General features: G+C 55.6%; 19 protein-coding genes. 10 read left to right on the top strand and 9 right to left on the bottom strand.

Going from position 1 to position 25,640, the window contains the following annotated elements:
- The first annotated feature begins 51 nt into the window (after positions 1-51).
- Together AC5S16_RS22305 and udk are read left to right on the top strand one after the other, a co-directional pair.
- Complete coding sequence (locus AC5S16_RS22305; RefSeq protein ID WP_493932332.1) at positions 52-900, top strand: purine-nucleoside phosphorylase; 849 nt, start codon at positions 52-54, stop codon at positions 898-900.
- On the top strand, positions 897-1,550 hold the full coding sequence (udk, locus tag AC5S16_RS22300; RefSeq protein ID WP_493932331.1) for a uridine kinase: 654 nt from the start codon (positions 897-899) through the stop codon (positions 1,548-1,550). The genes AC5S16_RS22305 and udk overlap by 4 nt, the downstream gene beginning before the upstream one ends.
- A gap of 8 nt (positions 1,551-1,558) precedes the next feature.
- Here udk and AC5S16_RS22295 read toward each other — a convergent pair whose 3' ends face one another.
- From AC5S16_RS22295 to AC5S16_RS22285, 3 genes are all read right to left on the bottom strand, one after another.
- Positions 1,559-2,500, bottom strand: a complete 942-nt coding sequence (locus AC5S16_RS22295) for a S1/P1 nuclease (protein ID WP_493932330.1) — start codon at positions 2,498-2,500, stop codon at positions 1,559-1,561.
- Between the two features lie 196 nt (positions 2,501-2,696).
- Complete coding sequence (locus AC5S16_RS22290) at positions 2,697-5,387, bottom strand: ABC transporter permease (RefSeq protein ID WP_493932329.1); 2,691 nt, start codon at positions 5,385-5,387, stop codon at positions 2,697-2,699.
- Positions 5,388-5,401: 14 nt separating this feature from the next.
- Positions 5,402-5,743: a PadR family transcriptional regulator gene (locus AC5S16_RS22285; protein ID WP_493932328.1), complete on the bottom strand. Its 342-nt coding sequence runs from the start codon at positions 5,741-5,743 to the stop codon at positions 5,402-5,404.
- Between the two features lie 255 nt (positions 5,744-5,998).
- On the opposite strand from AC5S16_RS22285, the gene AC5S16_RS22280 reads away from it, so the two are divergent.
- The 4 genes from AC5S16_RS22280 to glmM all read left to right on the top strand — a co-directional run bounded on the left by AC5S16_RS22280 (position 5,999) and on the right by glmM (position 10,556).
- On the top strand, positions 5,999-7,060 hold the full coding sequence (locus AC5S16_RS22280; RefSeq protein ID WP_493932327.1) for a 1,9-bis(guanidino)-5-aza-nonane synthase: 1,062 nt from the start codon (positions 5,999-6,001) through the stop codon (positions 7,058-7,060).
- 501 nt (positions 7,061-7,561) lie between these two features.
- On the top strand, positions 7,562-7,786 hold the full coding sequence (locus AC5S16_RS22275; RefSeq protein ID WP_493932326.1) for a DUF2905 family protein: 225 nt from the start codon (positions 7,562-7,564) through the stop codon (positions 7,784-7,786).
- Between the two features lie 11 nt (positions 7,787-7,797).
- Positions 7,798-9,204 (top strand): exodeoxyribonuclease VII large subunit, encoded by a 1,407-nt coding sequence (gene xseA / locus AC5S16_RS22270; protein WP_493932325.1) that lies wholly within the window; start codon positions 7,798-7,800, stop codon positions 9,202-9,204.
- Positions 9,205-9,206: 2 nt separating this feature from the next.
- Positions 9,207-10,556 carry a phosphoglucosamine mutase gene (glmM, locus tag AC5S16_RS22265; protein WP_493932324.1) on the top strand — a complete coding sequence of 450 codons (1,350 nt, stop codon included), beginning with the start codon at positions 9,207-9,209 and terminating at the stop codon, positions 10,554-10,556.
- 4 nt (positions 10,557-10,560) lie between these two features.
- Here the strand turns inward: glmM and polA are convergent, their stop codons facing one another.
- The 3 genes from polA to AC5S16_RS22250 form a co-directional block, all read right to left on the bottom strand.
- On the bottom strand, positions 10,561-13,317 hold the full coding sequence (gene polA / locus AC5S16_RS22260) for a DNA polymerase I (RefSeq protein WP_493932323.1): 2,757 nt from the start codon (positions 13,315-13,317) through the stop codon (positions 10,561-10,563).
- A 139-nt stretch (positions 13,318-13,456) separates the two neighbouring features.
- Positions 13,457-15,571, bottom strand: a complete 2,115-nt coding sequence (locus tag AC5S16_RS22255) for a protein-disulfide reductase DsbD family protein (RefSeq protein WP_493932322.1) — start codon at positions 15,569-15,571, stop codon at positions 13,457-13,459.
- A gap of 637 nt (positions 15,572-16,208) precedes the next feature.
- A complete protein-coding gene (locus tag AC5S16_RS22250; RefSeq protein ID WP_493932321.1) occupies positions 16,209-16,790 on the bottom strand; it encodes a CoA-binding protein in 582 nt (193 codons plus the stop codon).
- Between the two features lie 2 nt (positions 16,791-16,792).
- Between AC5S16_RS22250 and AC5S16_RS22245 the strand changes: the two genes are divergently transcribed.
- Positions 16,793-17,356 (top strand): transposase, encoded by a 564-nt coding sequence (locus tag AC5S16_RS22245; RefSeq protein WP_493932320.1) that lies wholly within the window; start codon positions 16,793-16,795, stop codon positions 17,354-17,356.
- Positions 17,357-17,428: 72 nt separating this feature from the next.
- Here the strand turns inward: AC5S16_RS22245 and prfB are convergent.
- Positions 17,429-18,563, bottom strand: a protein-coding gene (gene prfB / locus AC5S16_RS22240; protein ID WP_493932319.1) for a peptide chain release factor 2 whose coding sequence is annotated in 2 segments (ribosomal slippage) — positions 17,429-18,493 and positions 18,495-18,563 — 1,134 coding nt in all. Because the reading frame shifts where the segments join, the coding sequence is not laid out codon by codon here.
- Positions 18,564-18,690: 127 nt separating this feature from the next.
- Positions 18,691-20,331, bottom strand: coding sequence for an apolipoprotein N-acyltransferase (lnt, locus tag AC5S16_RS22235; RefSeq protein ID WP_493932318.1), 1,641 nt, complete (start codon positions 20,329-20,331; stop codon positions 18,691-18,693).
- 383 nt (positions 20,332-20,714) lie between these two features.
- On the opposite strand from lnt, the gene AC5S16_RS22230 reads away from it, so the two are divergent.
- Together AC5S16_RS22230 and AC5S16_RS22225 are read left to right on the top strand one after the other, a co-directional pair.
- Entirely contained in the window at positions 20,715-23,024 is a 2,310-nt protein-coding gene (locus AC5S16_RS22230) for an APC family permease (protein WP_493932317.1), read from the top strand.
- Between the two features lie 259 nt (positions 23,025-23,283).
- Entirely contained in the window at positions 23,284-23,487 is a 204-nt protein-coding gene (locus AC5S16_RS22225) for a hypothetical protein (RefSeq protein ID WP_493932316.1), read from the top strand.
- Between the two features lie 73 nt (positions 23,488-23,560).
- On the opposite strand, the gene AC5S16_RS22220 is transcribed toward AC5S16_RS22225, so the two are convergent.
- Positions 23,561-24,271, bottom strand: coding sequence for a metal-dependent hydrolase (locus tag AC5S16_RS22220; protein ID WP_493932315.1), 711 nt, complete (start codon positions 24,269-24,271; stop codon positions 23,561-23,563).
- A 160-nt stretch (positions 24,272-24,431) separates the two neighbouring features.
- Here AC5S16_RS22220 and AC5S16_RS22215 point away from each other — a divergent pair, with 160 nt between their 5' ends.
- Positions 24,432-25,487, top strand: coding sequence for an SPL family radical SAM protein (locus AC5S16_RS22215; RefSeq protein WP_493932314.1), 1,056 nt, complete (start codon positions 24,432-24,434; stop codon positions 25,485-25,487).
- Positions 25,488-25,640 lie beyond the last annotated feature (153 nt).

Raw genomic sequence — 25,640 nt, 5'->3', positions numbered from 1 at the left:
TACATTCCAGACTTTTCAGCAATCTGAAATGATGTAATAAAGATAAGAGACGTGACGCAAATTTCTTTATTCGAAAAGGCCACTGCGGCGGCTGCACACATTCGTGCGCATGCCGGCATAGCTCCTTCCATCGGGATTATCCTGGGCTCCGGACTAGGCCCTTTCGCCGAAAAAGTCTCCGATTCCGCCGTTATCCACTTCAACGAAATCCCGCATTTCCCAAAATCCACCGTCCCCGGACACCGTGGACGCCTTATCCTCGGCACATTCGACGGCGTACCAGTCGCTGTCATGCAAGGCCGCGTGCATGCTTACGAAGGCTACTCTTCAGAAGAAGTGACCTTTCCTGTCCGCGTCCTGGACCAACTCGGCATCAAAACGCTGGTCGTCACCAACGCCGCCGGCGGCATCCGTCTCGATATGAAGCAGGGCGACCTCGTGCTCATCTCCGACCACATCAATTTCACGCAGCGCAATCCTATCGCCGGCGAAAATGATGAGCGATTCGGCCCACGCTTCTTCGACATGACCGAGGCATACTCCAAACGCCTGCGCCAGCTCGCTACAGAAGTCGCGAAGAAACAGAATCTCCAACTGGCCGAAGGCGTCTACCTTTGCGTGCTTGGCCCAAATTTCGAGACTCCCGCTGAAATCCGCGCCTTCCGCACCTTGGGCGCCGATCTCGTCGGCATGTCGACCGTGCAGGAAGTCATCGCGGCACGGCAGATGGGGATCGAGGTCCTCGGCATCTCCTGTGTCACGAACCTGGCGGCAGGCATTCAACCCGAGCCGCTCTCACACGAAGAAGTCCTCGATACCGGCCAGCGCGTCGCGCACAAATTCACGCAGCTGTTGACCGCGCTCATCCCCGTCATCCATCAGGAGACATCCAACGCATGAACGGCTCACCTGTCATCATCGGCATCGCCGGCTGTTCAGGCTCAGGCAAAACGACCCTGGCACAGGAGCTGGCACGCGAGCTCGAAGGAACGCATTTCCACCTCGACCATTACTACCGCGACCTTGGCCATCTCGCTTACGACGAACGATGCCGCGAGAACTTCGACCACCCCGACTCTCTTGAATCCAGCCTCCTAGTCAACCACATCCGCGAACTTGCCTCAGGTCACAGCATCCAGCAACCGCAGTACGACTTCACTACCCACACTCGCATTCCCGGCAAAACCGCTTTGATCTACGAGCCGCATTTTCTTCTGGTCGACGGCATTTTCGCACTGCATTATCCCGCTCTGCGCCGCCTCTACAATCTGAGTGTCTACGTCGATACTCCCGACGAAACCTGCTACCAGCGCCGCTTTCTGCGCGATGTAGAGCAGCGTGGCCGCACTCCTGAATGCGTGGCTGAGCATTATGCAGAGACAGTCCGTCCCATGGCCGAGGAATTCGTGCGGCCCTCAGCGCAATACGCCGAGCTGATCGTCGATGGCACGTCTTCTCTTGACTGGTCGATTGAGCAGGTGCTCGGCCATCTCCGTAAAATGAAGCTCATCGATGCTCTGGAGCTCACCGGCTTCGCCGGCCATTCTTAGACAGAAGATTAGCCTTCATGCCGCTCAGGAACCGGCTGTGCGCTTGCAACCCAGGCTGCGTAGATCAGGTCGCGCAGCATGCTCGCCCCGGCGGCCAGCCGTTCCGAAGTGAACTGCTTCGCCTCCGGAGTCCCGGCTCCCTCGAATCCATGCGCTTTTTCGAGCTGATACACGCGCTCGACCAGCGTGGATGAGTGACGCAGGTATGCCATGTAGTCGTCGAACTCATCGCCCACCGGATGCACAGGCGCTACCAATGGCTTCACGTCTGCTTCCTTGATATTCGCAGCAACGTAGACACCTTCGAATTGCCAGTGGATTGTATGGTCGGTGGTATAGCCATTCGGGTTCTCTTTGCCGACCCATCCGTTGTAGTTCACAGTGGTGTGCAGCGGCTGCGATCCGTCGCCCACATAGTGGCCGAGCCATCCGGCGTAGAAGACAATCGCAGCTTCCACCGACTTTGTGTCTTCATGCTTCGCGCTCAGGTCACGATACTCGCGCATGGAAGCCTTCAGCCGCTCCCAGACCTCGTTTGTGATGTACGGCTGGAAACCGATGCGCTCCGGACGCAGATCGCGCGCCTGTGCCGGATGCGTAAGGCTCGCAGCGTAAGCAGCGGCGATGAAGTCGTAACGGCGGCGCGGCAGCGGACTGATGACGTCTGCCAGTTCCAGATCCATGTAGTGATCCGGCGCCTGAGCCGCATTCAGTTCCGGCTCGGCAGGAGAGCGCCATCGGTCGGGCTCGGGACCGAGATATTCAATTTCGTTCACTGCAGCAGTCGCGCGCAAAAACGCCGGTACATCGGCAGGCAGACTTTCCGCCGCAAGGCGGTTAATCATGCGATGGCCTTCATTCCCCCATCCAAACGATGGTGGAACGGTGAGCAAAGGCAGAAGGGCAGCAACAGCAACACGACGCAGAGAAGCAAATGTACGGTATTTCATCACGCTGAGTATACAGACTCGCCCGTCTGGGGCATACGCGCCTTCGGCGCAATTATCAGATATTCAACCATTCACGGGGTTCGACAACTGCCAGCGTCTGATTCGCTTCCGCGGTCGAGGTTTTTACCGCAGAGAAAACAGAGGTTTCTCAGAGGAAATCGTTCGGCGCGTGGATCTGAGCCCTGTGCCCTGACAATCACTCACACCGAATCGCTTCCATAGGCTCAATCCGGGCCGCATGGAGAGCGGGCAGAAGCGACGCAACGCAGGCAATCAACCCGAGCATGCCGACGGAAAGCAGCATCACCCAGACATCATGTGCGGAGGTGTTATAGAGCAGCGCAGCCAGAGCGCGCGACGACAGCAGCGCCACACCCAGCCCGATCAGCGAGCCGATGATGGCAACCAGCGCATTCTCGCGAAAGACCAGCAGAGCCACCTGCCCGCGCTGCGCTCCCAGCGCCATGCGGATGCCGATTTCGCTGGTGCGCCGCGCCGTAGAATAGGCCAGCGTTCCATAGAGGCCGATCCCGGTCACAAGCAATGCGCAGATGGCGAAGAAGACCGCAAGCATGGCAATCATGCGCTCGGAGCTGATGGCCTCATTGATCTGCTCATCCATCGTAAGAAAGTCAGGCGGAGGAATTCCCGGAGCAAGCCGTGTAGTAATATTTCGAACGGCATCAGCAATCGGACCAATCTTCCCGTTCACGCGAAGGACCGCCGAATACATCGGAAATTTGAAGTCATCCTGGGACATCGCTCTATAGACCATCGGGAGATCGGATTCTTTTAAATCGTCGTACTTCGTGTTTCCGACGACTCCAATAACCTGATAAGTTACAGGGTTCTTTTCCAGGTCACGGACCTGCCGGCCAACCGGATCAACATTCGGGAAAAAAGATTTTGCCGCTGCTTCATTCAAAATCACCTTCAAGGAAGCGTCCGTAGTATCTGACCAGGCAAAGTCCCGGCCTACACGGAAAGGAATGCGCATGACGTTGAAGTAGTCAGGGGCAACCCAGCTCATATAGACAGTTGTTTTTCTACCGCCTGCATCCCAATCGTTCCAACTGGTATTGCCGGACAAAGGATGCCGACTGGTATAACTCACCTGGCTCACGCCGGGAATACGTGCTGTCTGTTCTGCAAGATCACGATAGAACGCAATCAGCGCCTGCGGCTTCATGCCCTGTTTCATAACATCGAGGTCGGCAAACAGCACACCGTGTCCATCGAACCCAAGCCCCGTACGGTACATGCGCAACAGGCTTGTACCCAGCAACCCCGCACCGATCACCACGATCAAGGCAAGCGCCACCTCACTGGCCAGCATCACGCTGCCAAGCACGCGTTGGCTGCGAGCCGCGCGTAGGTTGTGGTTCCCATGACGCATCTGGTTCTGCAGGCTGCCAAACGAAGCCTGCAATGCAGGAACAAGACCAATGACGAACGTGCACAGGATCCCGATGCCTGCTGCAAAGAGGAGCACACGACTATCGACACTCGTATCGATGATCATGTGGTCATCACCGTGTGTAATAAACGACGCCAGCAAGTGAGCCGTCAGCGGAGCCACCGCAAACCCGGCAACTGTGCCCGTCAAAGCCAGCAGCATCGATTCCACCAGCAACTGCTGAATCACTCTGCGCCGCGTTGCTCCAATGGCCAGCCGCGTGGCAATCTCGCGCTCACGGGACGCAGCCCGTGCCATCAACAGGCTGGCCAGGTTTAAACAGGCCAGCAGCAGAACAGTACCGCACAAAACAAGTACAACCATGAGCGGATAACGGAAGCTCATGCGCAGATAGGAAAAGCCTTTCGATCCCTGCTCGGCGGCCAGGTGGAGATGCTCACGCGTATTGCTGTCAATACGAAATTTGGGGTCGGGAATGGCTTCCTTCATCAGGGGTTCGGAGATTGTCCGCAGCGCCGAGTTCAGTTCTGCCAGAGACATATTCGGCTTCCTGCGCGCTATCACGCGGAACCACCAGTTGGTATATCCGCTCTTCGTCATGTCGATAGGGGCATCGACCAGCGGCTCTGTCGCCAGCGCAGCATAGATTTGCGGGCGAATCGTGATCTCAGTGCCAATGAAAGACCTCGGCATCACTCCAACTACCGTAAAAGACACATTGTCGAGAATGAGTTTGCGCCCAACCACATCGGGAGCACGGTTGAACCATGTCTTCCAGAACGAATCGCTGATGACGACTGCAAGGCCGGATGAAGCGCCGCCGGGCTGATCGTCGGCGGGCATGAGATAACGACCCAATTCCGGTTGAACGCCAAGCCCTTCAAAAAACTGGCCGCTGACCAGTGCGCCAACAATGGTCTCATTGCGGTTTCCGTTATGGGCCTGAAATTCATGGCTGGAAAAACCGAAGACACTTTGGAAAATGTCCGATTGCTTTTCCAAAGCGCGAAAAACAGAGACACAAAAGGAATAGCCAAATCGGGATGGCGCCAGCCGCAGCACCGCTAATTCTTCTGCATGAGGAACAGGCAGTGGACGCAAGAGCAGTCCATTCACCAAGCTGAAGACCGCTGCGTTAGCTCCGATGCCCAATATGAGAGTCAGCAGCGCCACAGCCGTAAAACCAGGAGATTTTCGTAGTATGCGCACTGCAAAGCTCAGGTCGCGCAGCAGGTTTTCCAGCCAGCGAAACTGCCAAAGCTCAGCCGTGCGCTCATGCCAGCGGCGGGAATCACCGAATCTCTGTCGCACACTCTCAGGACCGCTTGAAGTTACGGTTCCCTCGCGCTCCAGCTTCTCGCGCAGCATGGCCTGGTGGAATTCCAACTCATCAGCCAGGTCGCGTTCAAGCCGGCGCCTGCGGAAGAGAGCTTTGGCCCGCAGCCTGATTTCATGTAGCCATTCCGCCATGTGACTTTTCTCCTTTAAGCCTGCTGCATTACAAATGCCACTGCGGCGGAGAGCCGCGCCCAGCGCTGAGATTCAGCAGTAAGTTTCTTCTTCCCCTCAGCTGTTAACTGGTAGAATTTTGCGCGCCGATTATTCTCAGAAAGCCCCCATTTGGCCGAAAGCAGGCCGCGCAGCTCCAGTCGATGGAGCGCCGGGTAAAGCGCACCTTCCTCGACACGCAGCACCTGCTGCGAGGTTTGATGAATCCATTCCGCCACACCATAGCCATGCATGGGCCCGCGCAGCAGCGCCTTGAGGATCAGCATTTCCAGGGTTCCCTGGATCAGTTCGCCGGATAAATCGTTGAGCTTTTCCATAAATAATTTAGGGAAAGGTTATGAATTTTCCAGCGAAATTGTCAACTGGAAATATTTTGAGGTTGAGCAAGCAAAACTGCAGGTCCCTCCGCTACCCCTTCGCGTTGCTCAGGGTCCGGTCGGGATGGCAATTGTAGGACATGGCAGGATTCCGAAAAAGCCTGGGTGTTCGCCGGAAATTCGCTTTTATGGCTGCTGGAAATTAACATAAATCGCCTGTATTCATGCGGCTATTCTTGATATTCTGAAGTGGCTATGCCTACGAAAAAGGAACTCCTCAAAGACCCCATTCAGCACATCGACATCAAGAAGCACAATGTCGTTGACCTGGTGGATGCCATGCAGCACATGGCCTACAGCTCCCGTGACCTCTACCGGGCAGCATCGATTTACGAGCGCATGCTCCGTGACAAGGAATGCGGCGTCATTCTCTGCCTTGCCGGCTCGCTGATCTCCGCCGGCCTGAAACAGATCTTCGTCGACCTGATCCGCAACAACATGGTGGACGCGGTTGTCTCGACCGGCGCGAACATCGTCGATCAGGACTTCTTCGAAGCTCTCGGCTTCAAGCACTGGATCGCCGACGACCTGCTCAAGCAGGGCACCGAAGACGCGACGCTGCGCGAGCTGATGATCGACCGCATCTATGACACGCTGATCGATGAGGAAGAGCTGCGCTTCTGCGACGAAACCACCGAGAAGATCGCCAACTCGCTTGACCCGCGCCCCTACAGCTCGCGTGAATTCATCCGCGCCATGGGCGCTTATCTTGTGCAGGAAGGCAAGACTCCGGAAAAGGGCGGCGTGGATTCTATCGTCTATGCGGCCTATCAGAAGGACGTGCCTATCTTCTGTCCCGCTTTCAGCGACTGCTCCGCAGGGTTTGGCCTCGTCGCTCACCAGCATGCACGCCAGGACAAGCCGAAGGTCTCCATCGACTCTGCCAAGGACTTCTACGAAATTACCCAGCTGAAAATAGCGAACCCGACCACGGGTCTGCTGATGATCGGCGGCGGCGTACCGAAGAACTTTGCGCAGGACATCGTTGTCGCTGCAGACATTCTCGGCAACGAAGCGCCGATGCACAAATACGCGATTCAAATCACCGTAGCCGACGTTCGCGACGGCGCTCTTTCCTCAAGCACGCTGAAGGAAGCCAGCTCATGGGGCAAGGTAGACACTACCTTCGAACAGATGGTCTACAGCGAAGCGACGCTTGCTCTGCCGCTCATTACTGGCTACGCCTTCCATAAAAAAGCGCAGGAAGCGCGCAGCGAGAGACGCTGGGCGCGCCTGCTGGAGCCGGTTACAGCTTAACGCTTAGTCATCGTCGACAAAGAGCGGAGGCGTTTTCCTGTCTCCGCTCTTCGCTTTTAACAGAAAATTCTCTTTATTTTCGCCGACAAAAAATTTTCTTCATTTCGCTCTGGTCAATCGTTTCAGCATGAGCGTAATATGTGCATTCGTAAATAAGAAAAACTAGGTTTTTCTGACTTCCCCAGTGGAGTGTTCGATGCTGCTAATAGGTGTACTGGTCGCAGCTTTGTATGCGGCCTGCTTTTTTTGGTTTCGTTCGTTGTGTAGGTCTGCAATGCGCTTTCACCACTTCCCTGTCTACCAGGAACAAGGGTCGAATCTTATCCCCTTCGAACGCGGAATAGAAAGGCGCAACCGCGAAGCGTAGTTGTCTCGGTCATCCGGTCACCTGACGTTTTCATCAAGAACCAAAGACCTGCTCCGGTCGTTGCAAGATATGACTGCGTACTGTAGCGTGTGCGTAGCCTTGAGTCCTCGGTATGCGGTTTCTACACTGGCGATATGAATGAGATTGGCCGCCTGCTTGTAGGTCTTGGATTGCTGCTGATCATCCTCGGCGGGTTGATTTTGTTGTTTGGGAAGATAGGAATACCTTTCGGCCGCTTGCCAGGCGATCTCTCCTATCGCGGCAAGAATGTCTCGTTCTATTTTCCTTTGGGCAGTTCGATTCTCATCAGCATCATTCTGTCTGCACTCTTTTATCTGATCTCCCGCTTTCGGCGATAAACTAAGACTTTGTGAGTCAGGCAGCATTCGAATCCGGGCCGCAGTTAGGCTTCACCTTCGAAGCCGTACGTGTGGAAACGCGGCGCACCTGGAAGGTAGCGGAGTTGGTCGGTGAAGTACGCGCACACATTGAGCGCGAATATGCCGATGTCTGGGTAGAGGGAGAAATTTCCAATCTTCGGCCAGCATCCTCCGGGCATATCTATTTCACTCTCAAGGATGGCGACGCTCAGTTGCCTGCAGTGCTCTTTCGGAGGCAGGCCTCCCTGCTGCGATTTCGTCCGGAAGACGGCCTGCAGGTACTGGTACGCGGGCGGGTGTCAGTCTACGAGCAACGCGGGCAGATGCAGATTGTCGCCGAGTTCATGGAGCCGGTTGGTGCAGGCTCTCTGCAAATTGCATTCGAGCAGCTCAAATCAAAACTGCAGCAGGAAGGCCTCTTTGACCAGGACCGTAAGAAGTCACTTCCTGCATTTCCCCGTTGTGTGGGAATCATCACATCGCCGACCGGTGCTGTGATCCGTGATTTTCTTAACATCGTAAACCGCCGTCACGAAGCACTTGATGTGCTGCTTTATCCTGCGCTGGTTCAAGGTGAATCCGCTGCAGTTGAGATCGCTTCCGGGATTGCATTCTTCAATAAAGCGCGGGCCGTAGACGCTATCGTAATTGCACGCGGCGGCGGATCGCTCGAAGACCTGGCTCCGTTCAACTCCGAATCACTGGCGCGCACCATAGCAGCATCAGAACTCCCTGTTGTCTCTGCGGTAGGACATGAGACCGACTTCACCATTGCCGACTTTGTTGCTGACCTGCGCGCCCCAACTCCTTCCGCCGCAGCGGAACTGATTACCAGTGCGTTGCATAAGGTCGAGGAGCACCTGGGATCGCTTGCACTCCGCCTGGAGCGCGGTTGCCGCTACCGCCTGCTGCACGCACGCGACCGTCTCGCGCGCCTCAACGCGGATGCCGCTCTCGTGCGCCTGCGTGAAGGCTTTGGCCGCCGCCAGCAGCACGTGGATGAACTGCGCTTCCGCATGGAAGGAGCAATGGGCGCAGCGTGCCGCGAAGCATCGGGACATCTGCATCAGATTGCCGCACGGCTGCAGCGACAGGATGCAACGCAAAAACTGCACTTGCTGAGTGAGCGCCTATCATCGTTTTCTAGCCGATTGTTGCGCTCGCTCGAAACCCAGCTAAACACCAGCTCAGGAACACTGGATGCATTGACCCGACATTTGAATGCTCTCTCTCCGCTCGCAGTTTTGAACCGTGGCTATGCACTCATTTTCGATGAAAACGGCACGCTCATCCGGCAGACATCACAGCTGACGGAAGGCGAGCGAATCACAGCCCATCTTGCTGATGGGAGCGTTGAAAGCAGAGTCACTGATATTTTTCCAGAAAGAACGACATAATCATGAGAAAGCTTTTTGGCACCGATGGAATACGCAGCGTAGCAGGAGAACCGCCGCTTGATCCGAAAACTGTTTACGCTGTTGGACTGGCGTTAGCGCACCAGGTAAAGGCCCGCAACAGCCATCCTCGTGTTCTCATCGGAATGGATACGCGCGAATCAAGCATCTGGATCGCAGCTGTGCTTACCGCTGGCCTTGCGCAGAGTGGGGCAAAAATCGAGAATGCCGGAGTGATTACAACTCCCGCCATAGCTTATCTCGCGCGTAAATATGGTTTCGATGCAGGCATTGTCATCTCAGCTTCGCATAATCCATGGCAGGACAATGGCATCAAGGTCTTCGGCGCAGATGGCTACAAGCTTCCTGATGAAACTGAATTGCGCATTGAGGATGAAATTTTCCGGCAACTGGAGAACGTTTCCACACCGGATGTTTCTGTGCTGACGCCGCCGTCCGTCGATACCTCATTCCGCGCTGACTACGAAACGTTTCTGTTCTCCATTGTTCCAGGATTGAATCTCGATGGCATGCAATTAGTCTTCGACTGCGCCAATGGCGCAGCCTCCGCGATTGCGCCGGAACTCTTCGCGCAGCTCGGCGGACAAATTCATCTCACGCACATTTCACCGGATGGACGCAACATCAATGCAAATTGTGGCGCCTTGCATCCGGAGGTTGTTGCAGCAGAAACAAAATCTCTCTCAGCCGACATAGGAGTGACTTTCGACGGTGATGCGGACCGATCGCTCTTTGCCGACGCCAATGGCAAAGTGGTGAATGGAGATGCAGTGCTTCTGCTTGCCGCACGCGACCTGCAAGCACGCGGACTGCTCAAAGGCAACGTCGTAGTTGCCACGACTATGTCCAATATGGGGCTTGAAGCTGCTCTTCGCCGTAATGGAGTTCGCATGCTGCGCGCTCCGGTCGGCGACAAGTATGTGCTTGAGCGTATGCAGCAGGAGGATGCTTCTCTGGGCGGCGAACAGTCCGGTCATATTCTCTTCCCACATCTTGCCACCACAGGCGATGGGCTGCTTACATCTCTCGTAGTACTGGATATTGTTCGCCGTTCAGGCAGGCCCCTTCACGAGCTCGTGGCCGACCTGAAAGTCTTTCCGCAGGTGATCGTGAACGTCCGGGTAAAGGAAAAGAAGCCGCTAGAACAAATTGCAACTGTGGCGGATACAATTCGCGAAGCAGAGACAGATCTTGCGGAAAATGGCCGTGTCGTTGTGCGCTATTCCGGCACAGAAGCACTGGCACGTGTGATGGTGGAGGCTGAATCAGAGGGCGAAATGCGCCGCCATGCTGACCGGATTGCAGGCGCGATCCGCGAAGCGCTGGGCGTGTAGATTTCTACTTCAGATCCCGCCAATTCGGGCCGATGCCGCAGTCAGCAACGATAGGCACCTTCAACTCGATCACGTGCTCCATCTCATGCTTTACGAGTGCGAGCACTTCATCGGCTTCCTCTTCAGGAACATCGAAGAGCAGTTCGTCATGCACCTGCAGTGTCATGACAGTCTTCAACTTCTTCTCTGCCAGTTTGCAGTCAATGCGGATCATTGCCAGCTTGATCAAATCGGCCGCTGTTCCCTGCAGCGGAGTATTCACTGCAGTACGTTCAGCAAATCCGCGCAGGTTGGCATTGCGGCTCTGAATGTCAGGAATTGGCCGCACGCGTCCGAACAGTGTGCGCACTCGCTGTTCGCGCCGCACTTCTTCGAGAAGGTAGTCGATATAAGCGCGCACGCCCTGATAGCGCGCAAAATAGGTTTCGATATAAAGCCGCGCCTCATGCTGATCTATGCCGAGCTGCTGCGCCAACCCAAACGGCGAGATGCCATACACGATGCCAAAATTAACGGCCTTGGCGCGATTGCGGGTTTCCTTACTCATCTTGTCGGCAGGAACACCGAAGACCTCTGACGCAGTCAACGTATGAATGTCTTCGCCTGTCTGATACGCCTTGACCAGCAGCGGATCATCCGAGAAATGCGCCATCAGCCGCAGCTCGATCTGTGAGTAGTCGGCTGAAAGCAATACGCGTCCAGACGCGGCGATGAATGCGGCGCGTATCTCCCGTCCCAGCTCAGTCTTGATTGGTATGTTCTGCAGGTTCGGATTCGTTGATGACAGCCTTCCGGTTGCAGTGCCTACCTGATTGAACGTGGTGTGTACGCGGCCTTCGCTGTCAGCCAGCAGTGGCAACGAATCAACATAGTTCGACTTCAGCTTGGCAAGCTGGCGATACTCGAGAACAAGGCGCGGTACCTCATTGTGCTCGGCAAGCTCTTCGAGTACATCCTGCGCTGTTGAAACGACCTTGCCCTTGCCATATTTGAGTGGCTTGGGGAGGTTCATCTTGTTAAAGAGAACGTCTCCTAGCTGCTTTGGCGAATTGATATTGAAGCGATGGCCGGAACGATTGTAGATTTCTTCGCCCACGCGGTGAATCTCTACCGACAGCCGCTCGCCCATGTGCTGCAGCACCCCTGAATCGATGCGAACTCCTGCCTTCTCCATACCCAGCAATATCGGCACGAGGGGAAGATCGATGGTCTCGTAGACTTCGCGCGCCTTCAGCGCATCGACTTCTTCACGCAGCACGGGAGTTAAAGCATGGATGACATGCGCAGCTTCTGTCTGCTGTTTCTCGCCTGTCTCCTGCAACGGATGGCTGCTGAACCGCGCCGCTACATCGCTGAGGCGGTGCGATGCGTGCGTCGGATTCACCAGATAGGAATAGAGCATCAAGTCATCTTGCGCGTTTCTCAACTGGACGCCATGATGTTCGAGCACACGCAGTGCGCCCTTCAGATCGTGCAGACTCTTTGGGATTGCTTCATTTTCCAGCAATACCTTTACAGAATTCAGCGGAAGCAGCAACGCACGGCCTTCTTCCACTGCAACGGCAACTCGAAGCTCCTGCTTTTCAGTAGAGGGCTTTTCTGCAGCCTCAGCCAGATCAAGCAGCGACATCGTTTTCAGCTCGGGTTCTTTCTCTTCTGCTGATTCCGTCTCCTGCTCGCTCACCTGCTCGGCAACGGCTTCCAACTCGGAGCTGGGCAGTGCCAGGGCAAAACCATGCTGTCGTGCCTGCGCTACGAATTGCTCAATCTCATCTGAGGCCGGATTGAGCACGTACTCTGGTAGCTTATCCGGAACGGCAGGAGCGAGCTCCTTCAACAGGGTCGTAAATTCCAGTTCGGTAAAGAGCTGGCGGCATGCGTTTACGTCAGGCGGCTGCGTGCGCATCGCATCGAGATTCAGTTCCAGCGGGACTTCGCAATGAATTGTCACCAGCTCTTTGCTCAGCATGATGGTGTCGCGGTTGTTCTCAAGCGATTCGCGATAGGTCTTGCGCTTTACCTCTGATGCACGATCGAGCGCGGCATCGAGGCTGCCAAACTGCTGGATCAATTCCACCGATCCTTTATCGCCAATGCCGGGAGCGCCCGGAATGTTGTCGATGGAGTCGCCGCGCAGGGCCATCACGTCGATGACTTTTTCCGGTGGAACACCCAGTGTCTCTTCTACCTTGGCTCGGTCCAGGACGAGATTGTCCTTCACAGGATTGAGTACCTTTACCTGATCCGTGACAAGCTGCAGCATGTCCTTGTCGTTCGAAACGACGTAGACCGGATGGCCTTCCTCGGCAGCTTCACGAGCAAGCGTGCCGATCACGTCGTCTGCTTCGAATCCTTCGGCCAGCAGGATTGGAATGTGAAACGCTTCCAGGGCGCGGCGAATGTACGGCAGCTGCTGCAGAAGATCCGGCGGAGTCTCGGTACGGTTTGCCTTGTAACCGCCGTAATCCACTTCATCGAATGTCTGCGTCTTTATGTTGAACTTGCGGATCGTGGTCATGGTGCGCGCGCGCTCATCACGAAAGACGGGCGTACTCGGATCGAAAACTGCCGCCAGATATTCCGGATTAAAATCACGGCGCAGCTTGTTGATCATGTTTACGAAGACATATGTCGCCGCCGTAGGCACGCCGTTGCGCGTAGACATGGGCCGCTGCCGCTGCATGGCATGATAGGCGCGGAAGATAAAGGACATGGCGTCGAGCAGGAAGACAGGCGGCTTGGTTGCGGATGTTGTAGGCATCAGGCTTGAGTCTAGAGCAAAACCAGAGTTACCGTTGTCCTATTGAGAGAAGTGCAAGGTTGCCGTTCCCTGCTGGTCGCGTCAACTTGAGGGACCGTGGTTTCGAGATGCATCAACCCTGGTTTTGCTGTAACGCTTCTTACTTCTGAGCTCCGGCAACTGAGGCCTGTTTCTGCTGCTGCACCTTCGAGATTGCATCGAGAACGATGCCCGGGGTCAGCACCTCCGGCAGAACCTGCGGCGGCTCCTGCGAAGAGCCGGAATACACGGCGTAGGTAGGCACGCCGCTGCGTCCCAGGGTATTCAAAGCTTGCGTAATCGAATCGTCCGAGTTCGTCCAATCAGCGCGGACCAGGGCAAAGCCGCCGTCATGAAGCTTCTGCTGTACATCGGCGCGATTGAGAATGACGCGCTCATTCACCTGGCAGCTCAGGCACCACTTAGCGGTGAAGTCGATAAACACGGGCCTCCCCTGCCCACGGTACTTGTCGATCACCGCTGGCGTGAATGGCTCCCACTCCGAGTTGTGGGCAGTGTTTGCAGAGACAGGCGCAGCGCCCAGGTTCTGCACGGAGAACAACGACAAGGCAACAGCGCCCACAAGAACAGCAGCCGCCGCCAGCGTTGCCGGTGCTTTCGCGGGCCAGCGGCCAAGAATCCAGCCAGCGATTGCCAGCAAGACAAAAGCTGACAGCAATCCTACAAGAGCATTAGCTCCTGCTGTCTGAGCAAAGAGCCATACCAGCCAGATCACCGTGCCGAAAACGGGAATGGATGTCGCCTGCTTGAGGATTTCCATCCACGCTCCGGGTCGCGGCAGCGCATTGGTCCACGCGGGCTGGAAAGTCAGCAGCAGATACGGAGCCGCAAGGCCAAGCGCCAGCGCTGTGAATACCAGGAAGCTGACCAAGGTCGAGTGTGCCAGCGCAAAGCCAATGGCTGCGCCCATAAACGGCGCAGTGCATGGCGTGGCTACGATGACGGCGAGCACTCCGGTAAAGAAGCTGCCCGCATAGCCATGCTTCGCTGCGAGGCTCGAACCAGCGCTGGTCAGCGTGAGACCAATCTCAAACATTCCGGCAAGCGAAAGACCGAGGAAGAAGAGCAGCAGCGCGATGACCGCGACAAAGCCCGGCGACTGGAACTGGAATCCCCATCCCAGCTGTTTTCCACCTGCGCGAAGCAGAAGCAGGACCGCTACGACAATCCAGAAGGAAACCAGAATGCCAAGCGTATAGACCAATCCATGCGCGCGCAGTTTGTGCCGTTCCTGCTGCGATGAGTTGAGCAGTGACAATCCCTTGATAAAGAGAACCGGGAAAACGCACGGCATCAGGTTGAGAATCAAACCGCCGACAAGGGCCAGCGCGAGAGCGCGTGCTACACCGCTGAAATCTCCTCCTGATGACGCTTCTGCCGCCAGCACTCCCTGTGCCGCCTGAAGCTCGTATCCGCGGCCATCGGCGAGAACAACGAGGCCGTGCAGCGTGTTCGGATTGGCCTGCAGGTTCTCATCCTTCCTGAGGTCAATCTTCACTCCGTTCTTCAACGGGGTTACAGTCTGCTGCGCGGCGTTAGCGATCTGGTTCTGTTCGAAGGGAAAGAACTGCGCTGCAGTCTCGCGTTTGCCTGTCAGAAGGGTGAGCGAAAACCCTGTTGCCGTGGGCGCAAACTTCGCCTGCGTGCCGGAAGGCAGCGGCTGCGGGAGGGTGCTCTCCATGCGCGCGATCAGCTGCTTGTCAGCATCTACAAAAGTTGGCGCTGCCGGAGCTGCAGACATTGCATTGCGCTCCACATCAAGCTGCGCCTTGCCGGGGATGCAGACTTCGCGGCAGACAAGCCAGTTCACATTTGCGCTGAGAATTGCTTTTCCGGTCGCAGGAGCTTTGAAGGCCGGGCTCACCTGCATGGGGACAGGAAACAGCACTTCGTCTTCGTAGCCGAAGTCCATCAGCGGTCCGAGAGGAAGCCGCCTGGGGGTGGGGTACTGTATTGCGCCTGCGCTTACTCCGTCAGGGAGCGTCCACTTAATGCGTGGAGGCTCGCCGGAATCGCCCGCGTTTACCCAGTAGACGTGCCATCCCTTCTCCAGCTTGAAGTAGAGCCCTGCGGTAAAGTTCTGTCCGGGATACAGCTCTGCCGGAGGCGCAACCAGCTGCACACTGAGGTGCTGCGCTGTCGCTGTGGGGGCAGCCCTGGCAGTGAGGCCAAGCGCCAGCAGGCAAATAAATATCACCAGATAACGGGGACGCATAGACAAGATCACTTTCTCTTTGTCTATTGTAGGACGGGAAGTTGGGAGGAGGGTTACACCCTCAATGCACGGACGATGGATGGGATCACATCCGCGTACAGCTCAAGTTTCCTGAGGGGGTACCCCCCCTCCCCCTATGTAGCAGTGGTTTTATTTGTTTTCAATGACTTACGAGGGGATCACCCCCTGCTAAGTGATTGATTCTTCTATTGCTTGTGCACTACTCCAGTGTTTTCAAGCATTTAGAGGGGGGTCTGTTTTGGGTATTACCTTTGCAGGGTGCAGTGTACAGCGCTCAGGGTACAGAAATACGAAAGCCCGCCTATTTAAGGCCGGCTTCTTCTCTCTATTTTTAGTTTATCAATTTTGGGCATAATACTATGCCAAATTTCTTTGACGCATAACTGACTTGTTTTGTGATGGTTGGGAGAACTCCGGGCTGGTTGAGGGGCTTGACATCAAAATTCTTGGCTCGTTCGAGAAAAGCGGCCTTGCTTTGCAAGGCAAAAGGCGCAGCCTCACGGCTGCGCGTCCTTCGACTTCGCTACGCTTCGCTCAGGATGACAAATAACAGAGTTATGTATGGCTGCCGATCAGGTTTTTGCGCCGAAGGCGCGTTCGCCTGGACGGCCAGTCCTCACCAGCCCAGGTTCATGCGCTCTTTCAGGATGCAGTGGTCCATCACAACCTTGATGCCTGCGCCTTCGGCCTGGTGCGCAGCCTCATCGTGGATCACTCCTTCCTGTAGCCATAGGTACGGGATTCTTAGGCGGATGGTATCTTTTACGATTTCGGGGACGAATTCCGGAGCGCGAAAGACGTTCACGAGGTCAATCTTCCCTGCTGCTTTCACAGCGTCGTCGAGCGTGGGGTAGGCCTTCTCGCCCAGAGAGCTTTCAATCTGCGGATTGATGGGGATGATGCGGTATCCGCGGCTCTGCATGAAGCGCGAAACTCCGTAGCTGGCGCGGCCTTCTTTATCGGAAAGACCTACGACAGCGATGGTCCTGGAGTTGTCGAGGATTTCGCGGATGGTGGAGGGTTCGTTCATCCTGTAACCGAGTTTACTGAAAAGCGGAGCGCCCTGCGGACGCTTCGGCCCCACACTTCGCTTTTCACCCCAGCGCACGAACACCGCGTGCGCCGGGGGCCCCGATACGCGAAGTGTGGGGCACCCGCATCCGTGCTCGATCAATGTCGAGCATGTAACCAAAGACATGGGTGCCCCATACTTTACGCGGCGCATTTCCGCGTAAAGTGTGGAGCTGGACGTATGCTGTCCGCAATGCCCTCAAATTTAAAACGCTATTCAGGCGCGGGCGATCTGCATTTCGTGACTTTCAGCCTTTCCTAAGAACATCGAGAGCTCGCGATCTGTTTCTTCAAATTTTGGAAGAAGAGCGCTCTTCTCGATTTCTATATATAGCTGGATATGTTGTCATGCCGGAACACGTTCACCTGCTGGTCGGCGAGCCACCGAGTGGTGACGTTACAACCTTTTTGAAGAGTGTAAAACAGCGCTTTGGGCGGGCGGCTCATACATTTGGCATGGTTCCGGCTGATGTGCCTGCCTGGGAGCGGAGATATTACGACTTCAATGTATTTACGGATAAGAAGCGGATTGAGAAGTTGAAATACATGCACCGGAATCCGGTTGTTCGAGGGTTAGTCATGAAACCGGAAGACTGGTTGTGGAGTAGTTTTCGTTATTACCTGCTTGGGGAGCAGCATATCGTGTTTCTTTCAGAGAGAGTTGATGACTATAAGTTTGTTCCTAAGGTTTGAAAAAGCGGGCGTCCTTCGGACGCTTTAGGCCCACACTTTGCTACGCAAAGTATGGGGCACCCGCGTTTTCTGCTATTCCAAATCGTCCCCGGTATCGGCGGCTACTGGCACTCCGCCGCTTCTGCGCATCAGCAGGTAGCCGCGAATGAATGGATCTAAATAGCCGTCGAGGACGCGGTCTACGTCGCCTACTTCTACTTTTGTGCGATGGTCTTTGGCCATGCGGTAGGGTTGCAGCACGTAGGAGCGAATCTGCGAGCCGAAATTGATGTCGAGCTTCGAGTCTTCGAGCTTCTTGCTTTCGGCCTTCTTCTTTTCGAGCTCGTATTCGTAGAGGCGCGAACGCAGCATCTTCATCGCCTTCTCACGGTTCTTGTGCTGCGAGCGCTCGTTCTGGCACTGGACAACAATCCCGGTGGGGATGTGCGTGATGCGGACGGCAGAGTCGGTGGTGTTGACGTGCTGTCCGCCCTTGCCGCCAGAGCGGTAGGTGTCGGTGCGAATCTCGTCGGGCTTGATGTCGATCTGGATGGAGTCGTCGATTTCCGGCGACACGAAGACCGATGCAAACGAAGTATGACGACGCTTGGCTGCGTCGAAGGGCGAAATGCGCACGAGGCGGTGTACTCCGGTTTCGCCTGAGAGCAGGCCGAAGGCGTATTCGCCGGTGATGGTGAAGGTCGCCGACTTGATGCCCGCTTCTTCGCCGTCCTGGTAGTCGTTCATCTCCGTCTTGAAGCCCTGCTGCTCGGCCCAGCGCAGGTACATGCGCATGAGCATCTCGGCCCAGTCCTGGCTCTCGGTGCCACCCGCACCGGGGTGCACGGTGACGATGGCATTCAGCGGATCGGTCTCACCGGAGAGCATGGTACGCTCTTCGAGCTTGTCTACATAGTCGCTGAGGGACTGCATCTCGCGCTGGAGATCCGCTTCGACCGGCTCGCCTTCGCGCGCGAGATCGAAGTACGCCTCAACGTCTCCTGTGCGGCGCACGAGTTCGTCATCGGCGGCAAGCTGCTCCTCGAAGCGCTTGCGATCGCGCATCAATGGCTGCGACACGGCGGCGTTGGCCCACAGGCCGGGGTCGGAGAGCTTGCCTTCGATTTCCGTTAGTTGTTTGCGGAGGCGGCCGGAGTCAAAGATACTCCCGCAGGTCGCGTACCTTGTCGCGAATGGGAGCGTAAGCGAATTCGAGATCGTTCAGCACCTTAGTGAGACCTGTCTTTGAATTGAGTTTGCGCCTATTTTAAGAGCATTGCCTCAGGGGCTAAAGCCCCTTTTCATCTTTGCTGTAATGGCACGGCTAAAGCCGTGCCCCTTCAAAGACTGTGAAGTCAAATGCCTGAATCATGAACTTTAGTTTCGATAGATTTCAGGCGCGCTCCTGACAGCGCTCGCGCAATCGCTGCTATAGAAATTATCCCACAGAGGATGGCGAAGACGTCGCCATGGCGCGAGTAGAAGGTCACGTCATCTTCGTATCCGTAGCGCACGGCGAGCGATGTGGCAACATGGCGCTGCGCGCTGAAGGTTACGCGGCCCTCGGGATCGATCGAAGTGGTGACACCGTTGTTTGTGTCGCGCAGGATCCAGCGGTGGTTTTCAATGGCGCGCATGCGGGCCATGTTCAGGTGCTGCCAGGGAGCGCTGGTGTCGCCATACCAGCCATCGTCAGAAATATTGACGAAGACTTCGGCGCCGTTCGCCGCGAACTGGCGCACTTCATCGGCAAAGATCGACTCGTAACAGATGAAGACGCCAAAGCTGTGTCCATTGGTGCGAAAGGCGTTGCGCGCTTTGCCGCGGTCGAAGTCGCCTACCTGCTGCGTCAGGTGCTTCGCGAAAAAAAACAAATTACGGTATGGCACGTATTCGCCAAACGGGACGAGGTGAATCTTGTCGTAACGCCCGATGATGCTGCCGCCGGGCGCGGTGAAGACGGCTGAATTGTATGTGCCGGTCTGATCGCGGCCCACCATTCCGGCAATCATGGGTGCGTGAGTTGTGGTTGTAATGGAACGAAGCAGCGCTGCGGTGCGGGGATCATTGCTGGTCAATGATGATGGCGCTTCCGGCCACGCGATCAGCCCCGGAGCAGGTGGGTTCTGTGCGCATTGCGGAGTTACGGCCTCCGCAGTCTTTGTGGGCATGCCCGCAATTTGCGGCGTGCAGTATTGCTGGCTCATCTCAAGAATGCGCGCCGCATTCTCATCCCACTCCGGGCCGACCCAGGAGTTGTCTACACCTACGTCAAGGTTGGGCTGCAGCAGTATCGCATAATCTGAAGTCTTTTCCGGTTGCGGATGAACGAAAGAGCCTGACTGCAGCAGGAAGATCAGCAGCACTGCTCCTGTACCGATGCGAATCCTCATGTGGGTCGATTGCGCAAGGAACGCAGCAACGAGTAAGGCGCTGACTGCTACCAGCACGAAGGAGATTCCGAAAACGCCAGTGAACGGAGCGAGGCGCGTGAGCAGAAAATTATCTACCTGCGAATAGCCGAGCTGGTCCCAGGGAACGCTGGTGATGCGTGATGCGGCGAATTCGATCGCGGCCCAGAAGAAGGGCGCGAGCACGAGTGGAATCGTGTTGGTGCGAAAAGCCTTGCGGCATAAGGCGACCAACCACCCGAAAAGCGCGAAGTACAACCCCAGCACCATGCTGTAGAGCAGAACAATACCCGCTGCTCCCGGCCCCGGCACATTTCCGTAGATGTGCATGGTGTCGTAAATCCAGTAGCAATTGAGGACGTACCAGAGGACGCCGCATGCGTATCCGGCAAGCGCGCTGCGGCGCAGATAGCGCGGAGCTTCGACGCTGCACTGCATCAACAGTCCGCAAAGCAGTGGGACGAGCGCGATCCATGCAAACATAGCCCGCCATGGCGGCATTGGTCCGGCAATGGGAAATGGCAGATCGAGCAGGAATCCGGAAATCAGCCCCAGAAGGATGGGGCGTCGAGTGAGAGCGCGCATCCGAAGGTGAGTCTAACATTCTGCCTTGCAATTTCCTTCAGGCGTACAATAAAGGATGTGGACGCTTTCATTTACTTTGGAATGCGCTTGCTGATGTATATGTTCTTCATTGGACTGGCTGGTTCGGCCATCGTCGTCCTCATCAGCTGGTGGAGAATATGCAGAAATCTGTAACAGAAACACCTGGAATCGAGCGCCTCTTTTTTGAAGAGGCATTGACGATGACTGCATATCAACATACACTCAGCGCTGAGCGTCCTTGCCGGGGCGAATGTTCGCCTATTGGTGGGTAGCAAGCGATTCGCCCATAAACCATGCCTGTTGGTCAAACCTTTACCGCTCCACAATCGAACCGAGTACGGCTTGTAGTTGCCTCCTCGGTTATGCTCACTTTCATTTCCTTCTGGCGTGCAGCAGCCGTCGTCCTTAATGATTTAGGCTCCTCTGCCTTCTATGCCGGAGGCATCGCGGAAGAAGCGATAGGCAAGTCGGCTCCCTGGTTCATTCTGGGCGTGATGATTTTTGCTTTCGCTGTGCGCTCTGTGTATATCGAAAGCTGTTCGATGTTCACGCGCGGCGGCGTTTATCGCGTGGTGAAGGAAGCGCTGGGCGGTACTTTTGCCAAACTGAGCGTCTCGATGCTCATGTTTGACTACATTCTCACCGGGCCGATTTCGGGCGTGTCCGCGGGACAATATATTACAGGACTGTTGAATGAGTTGATGACGGTGGGCGCAACTCATGGCTGGCTTCCTCCGGTACTGATGACGTCCGCGCACACGGCACGCCAATTGCCGACGAACGGCACCTCGGCGCTCTTCTGTATTGGAGTTACGCTTTACTACTGGTGGCAGAACATCAAGGGCATTGAAGAATCGACAGACAAAGCCCTTGAGGTCATGAAGATTACGAGTATCATGGTCGTCCTGCTGCTGGGCTGGGGAATCTTCACCGTATTTCATACAGGCGCAAATTTTCCGCCGCTGCCGGTCCCGGCAAATCTTCATTTCTCTCACGATGCGCTTGGGTTTCTTGCAGGAACAAAGTTTGCCGCCAGCCTGGGACTCTTCGGCATTCTGATGGCGTTTGGCCATTCGATTCTTGCCATGAGCGGCGAAGAAACGCTGGCCCAGGTCAATCGTGAAATTGAACACCCCAAGCTCAAGAACCTGAAGCGCGCGGCGCTGGTCATCGCCATTTATAGCCTTATCTTTACCGGGCTCGTATCGCTGCTGGCGGTGATGCTTATTCCGGATGCGGTGCGCGTCCCTGTATATCGTGACAACCTGATTGCGGGCCTGGCGATGTTCATGACGGGGCCGCTGGCGCTGCGCATCGTCTTCCGTGTTTTTGTCGTGATTGTCGGCTTCCTGATTCTTTCCGGAGCCATCAATACTTCGATCATCGGTTCGACCGGCGTGCTGATGCGCATCTCGGAAGATGGCGTGCTGACGGACTGGTTCCGCAAGCCGCAGAAGAAATACGGCACCAGCTATCGCATCGTCAACCTGGTCACTGCGCTGCAACTGTTCACCATTATCGTGAGCCGGGGCAATGTTATTACCCTGGGCGAGGCTTATGCCTTTGGCGTGATCTGGAGCTTCACTTTTAACTCGCTGGCGATGCTGGTGCTGCGCTGGAAATACAAGGGCGAGCGCGGATGGAAAGTTCCGATGAATATCCGCATCGGCAAGTTTGAGCTGCCTGTCGGATTGTTCTCTGTCTTTCTGGTGCTGCTTTCCACTGCCGTAGTGAACCTGTTCACCAAGAGCATCGCTACTGAAACGGGTATAGCTTTCGCTGCGGTGTTCTATATCATCTTCACCATCTCAGAAAGCCGGAATAAGAAAAAACACGCGGCTACAGTCAAGCAGATGAAGGAGCACTTCCAGCTTGAGCACCAGGATACGATTGGCCGCGCGGCTCTCGAGATTCGCCCTGGTGGAGTGCTGGTTACCATGCGCGATGCGGCGAATCCATTCGCGCTGAAGTGGGCACTCTCGCGCACGAGTACTGACGATCAGGATATCGTTGTTCTTACTGCGCGCATGATGGGTGTTGGCGGGCCTGAGTATATTGAGGCCTCAGACCAGTTATTCAGCGAGCATGAACAGATGCTCTTCACCAAGGCTGTTTCTATTGCGGAAAGCTTCGGTAAGCATATCTCGCTGTTAGTGGCTCCGGCGGGTGATATCTTCGCGGCTCTCGTGCAGACGGCTAATTCGCTTGAAGTATCTTCTCTGGTTTCCGGGTTATCGACCAAGATGACCGCCCAAGAGCAGGCCTACCATGTGGGACAAGCGTGGGAGAACTTACCTGAGCCGAAGCGGCAATTTACTTTCTATGTCGTGATGCCGAATGGTGAAGCACAGGGCTTCCATATCGGGCCGCATGCTCCTACTCTGCAGGCCGATGATGTGCAGCTGGTTCACAGGCTATGGCTCAACTTCCGCCGCGATCCCAACATGCAGGACCTGCATCACAGCGACATAGTGACCTATGCTCTTACCCGGCTTGCCATAGAGTATGCGCGCGACAAGCAGGAAACACTGCGCGATCTACGCAGATATACCAGCGATGGAACAAGGAAGACTACTCTGAGCTCTTCACTTCAGGGAGCATCCAGTAAAGACTTCGACTATCCTGTTCCAGTACCCGGACCATCTTCCAGGCAACCAGAAACCGAGAAGTAAACTTCTAATTATCGGCAAATAAGTTGTACTTACAGCAAAGCCGGTTGTTAGTTTTTCGGGAATCCTCATATCCCGGATTTATGAGAGGTTCTCTGTTCCGTTAGAGTCATTTTAGTTCAGAAAATTTCTATCCAGAACTAAGAAGCTCCTTAGATGTATCGCAATATGGCCCTGGTCTAACTAGATGAACTCATCTCTGCTGGCGGCAAGCAGTATCCAGCTACCTTCAGAAAGCGCTGATCTCGGATTGGAGGAAAGAGTGGAAGTGAGAAATATTGTTGCTGAACTGGATAAGGAAATTGCGCGCCTGAAGGAGGCCCGTGCGCTGTTAGCCGGGACCGCAGGCCGCAGTCCTATTAAAGCTGCTGCCGGACGCAAAATGAGCGCCGCCGGTCGCCGGCGTATCTCGGAAGCTATGAAAAAGCGCTGGGCGGAGCGCAGAAGGGCTGCGAAAAGCAAGTAAATTGCCAGTTACAGATCAAAAGACCTCAGCATACATTGTTTCTGAGGTCTTTTGATCTTACAGCAATAAGCTATTACTGAATGCTTTCACCCGGCGCAATCGCATGTACTTTGACGCCTGCGCCTTCCAGAAACTTCTCCAGTTCCTGCGGTGTTCCCGTCAACACGGGAAAGGTTCCGTAGTGAATAGGAAGCACGGCCTTCACTCCAAGATACTTCGCTGCCAGAGCAGCTGCCTTCGGTCCCATCGTGTAATGGTCGCCGATGGGAAGCATGGCCAGCTGCGGCTGGTATAAGTCGCGAATCAGCTGCATATCCGAAAACAGCGCTGTATCTCCTGAGTGATAAAGCACGGGGCCATTCTCAATGGTGAGCACATAGCCTGCGGGCACACCGCCGTATATCAACCGCTCACCATCGTCAATTCCTGAACTGTGCTTTGCCTCCACCATGCTGATGGTCACGTCCTCGTAGCGAAAGGAGCCGCCGAGGTTCATCCCGACACCATTCTTCGCTCCCTTTGAGCTTGCCCAACCGACCAGTTCAGGCATGCCAACTACGGTCGAGTTGTGCTTCTTCGCTACCGGCACCAGATCGGCAATATGATCGCCATGCCCATGCGAGGCCAGCACCAGATCGATCTTTTCCGGAAGCTTGTGGCCCTTCGGATATTTCGGATTGTGCTCGATAAACGGATCGATCAGAATCGACGTCCCTTTCGCGGTAGCAACATGCACGGTCGCATGGCCCAGCCAGGTCACAACCGTTCCCTTCAAGTCAGACATCTTCATAACTCCTTGGTTTTCAGTTCTTCCTATCTGATGTGGTTCGCGCGCATTCGTATCTTATGATGCGACGCTTTTTATGTTTATGAAAATCCGGCATTTGCGAGATAACAAAACCGGCAATTGACGCAGCTTTCGAGCGGGAGTAATGTAGTTCTTCATGAGCGAAGAAAAAGCGAAAATCGCCGCCTTGTCGCTCTTCCCCGACGACGCGGATTCTATCCCTCTTGTAGGCATCGCACGCATTGCCAGTCACTCACAAGTAACCGATACCGGTCATCTGACCGAATATCGAGCACTCAATGTGCGCTCCGTGCTGAATGCGGTAATTTCAAAGCGCGGAGTGCCTTTCGGTCGAAGCATCAATCCTTACCGAGGGTGCGAATTCGGCTGCCGCTACTGCTTTGCCCGTTACACGCACGAGTTCATGGAACTGCGCGACCCTGCACTGTTCGAGCGGCAAATCTTCATCAAGCAGAATGCAGCGTGGCTCCTCAAGCAGGAACTGCGCAAGCTTCGTCCGCATGAGGAGATTGCGATGGGCACGGCGACGGATCCATATCAGCCAATCGAGCGGCGCATGCGCATCACGCGCAGTCTGCTGGAAGTGATGGCGGAATGCAAAGGTCTGCGTCTTGGGATCGTGACGAAATCAACAATTGTGGTTCGCGACATCGATCTGCTGCGGAAGTTCGCGGAACGCAACCGGCTCACGGTGCACGTCAGCATTACGACGCCAGATGCGAAACTGGCGCGCATCCTGGAGCCACGCGCGCCGCGGCCCGATCTGCGCTTTCAAACCGTGGCGAGACTGCGCCAGGCAGGGATTCGCACCGGCATTCTATGCTGCCCCATCATGCCCGGGATCAACGATACTCCGGCAGCGTTCGAGGCCATGGCAAAGCGCGCGAGAGATGTGGACGCGAGCTTTCTCGCAGCCAATCCGCTCTATCTCAAGCCCTGCTCCAAAGGAACATTTCTTGAATTCGTGCGCGAGCACTTCCCTGCTCTTGAAGCCAGCTATGAGAAGCGTTATGGAGAAGATGCATTCGTCTCCAAGGCCTATCGAAAACGCATCGAGGATTTACTCGCCGCTGTCGTGAAGAAGTATGACCTGGGCAGAAGGCGTGATGGTGCGGTGCCGATTCGTGAGCGGGAGACAGTCAAGTATGAGACGGCACAGAGATCGTTATGGCCTGACTTAGACCCAGGCTAGTGGCATTTGACTCTGCGAACATTCGGTTTGCAAAACTCCCAGGTTAGCTGCGCTTCGCTCCGCGAACCTGGGGCACCCATGGAGTGGCTACCGATATGAACTGCAGGTCCTCCACTACGCTACGCTTCGGTCGGGATGACAATTCATTAAAGT

Source organism: Acidobacterium sp. FHG110202_01, from assembly GCF_059115305.1.
The sequence above is the reverse complement of the archived record's forward strand: the minus strand, read 5'-3'. Positions and strand labels throughout refer to the sequence as shown.

Excerpts from the sequence above, each read along its gene's own strand:
- udk (WP_493932331.1), top strand. The coding sequence starts at position 897 with ATGAACGGCTCACCTGTCATCATCGGCATCGCCGGCTGTTCAGGCTCA.
- AC5S16_RS22295 (WP_493932330.1), bottom strand. The coding sequence starts at position 2,500 with ATGAAATACCGTACATTTGCTTCTCTGCGTCGTGTTGCTGTTGCTGCC.
- AC5S16_RS22290 (WP_493932329.1), bottom strand. The coding sequence starts at position 5,387 with ATGGCGGAATGGCTACATGAAATCAGGCTGCGGGCCAAAGCTCTCTTC.
- AC5S16_RS22285 (WP_493932328.1), bottom strand. The coding sequence starts at position 5,743 with ATGGAAAAGCTCAACGATTTATCCGGCGAACTGATCCAGGGAACCCTG.
- AC5S16_RS22280 (WP_493932327.1), top strand. The coding sequence starts at position 5,999 with ATGCCTACGAAAAAGGAACTCCTCAAAGACCCCATTCAGCACATCGAC.
- AC5S16_RS22275 (WP_493932326.1), top strand. The coding sequence starts at position 7,562 with ATGAATGAGATTGGCCGCCTGCTTGTAGGTCTTGGATTGCTGCTGATC.
- glmM (WP_493932324.1), top strand. The coding sequence starts at position 9,207 with ATGAGAAAGCTTTTTGGCACCGATGGAATACGCAGCGTAGCAGGAGAA.
- polA (WP_493932323.1), bottom strand. The coding sequence starts at position 13,317 with ATGCCTACAACATCCGCAACCAAGCCGCCTGTCTTCCTGCTCGACGCC.
- AC5S16_RS22255 (WP_493932322.1), bottom strand. The coding sequence starts at position 15,571 with ATGCGTCCCCGTTATCTGGTGATATTTATTTGCCTGCTGGCGCTTGGC.
- AC5S16_RS22250 (WP_493932321.1), bottom strand. The coding sequence starts at position 16,790 with ATGTCTTTGGTTACATGCTCGACATTGATCGAGCACGGATGCGGGTGC.
- lnt (WP_493932318.1), bottom strand. The coding sequence starts at position 20,331 with ATGCGCGCTCTCACTCGACGCCCCATCCTTCTGGGGCTGATTTCCGGA.
- AC5S16_RS22230 (WP_493932317.1), top strand. The coding sequence starts at position 20,715 with ATGCTCACTTTCATTTCCTTCTGGCGTGCAGCAGCCGTCGTCCTTAAT.
- AC5S16_RS22220 (WP_493932315.1), bottom strand. The coding sequence starts at position 24,271 with ATGTCTGACTTGAAGGGAACGGTTGTGACCTGGCTGGGCCATGCGACC.
- AC5S16_RS22215 (WP_493932314.1), top strand. The coding sequence starts at position 24,432 with ATGAGCGAAGAAAAAGCGAAAATCGCCGCCTTGTCGCTCTTCCCCGAC.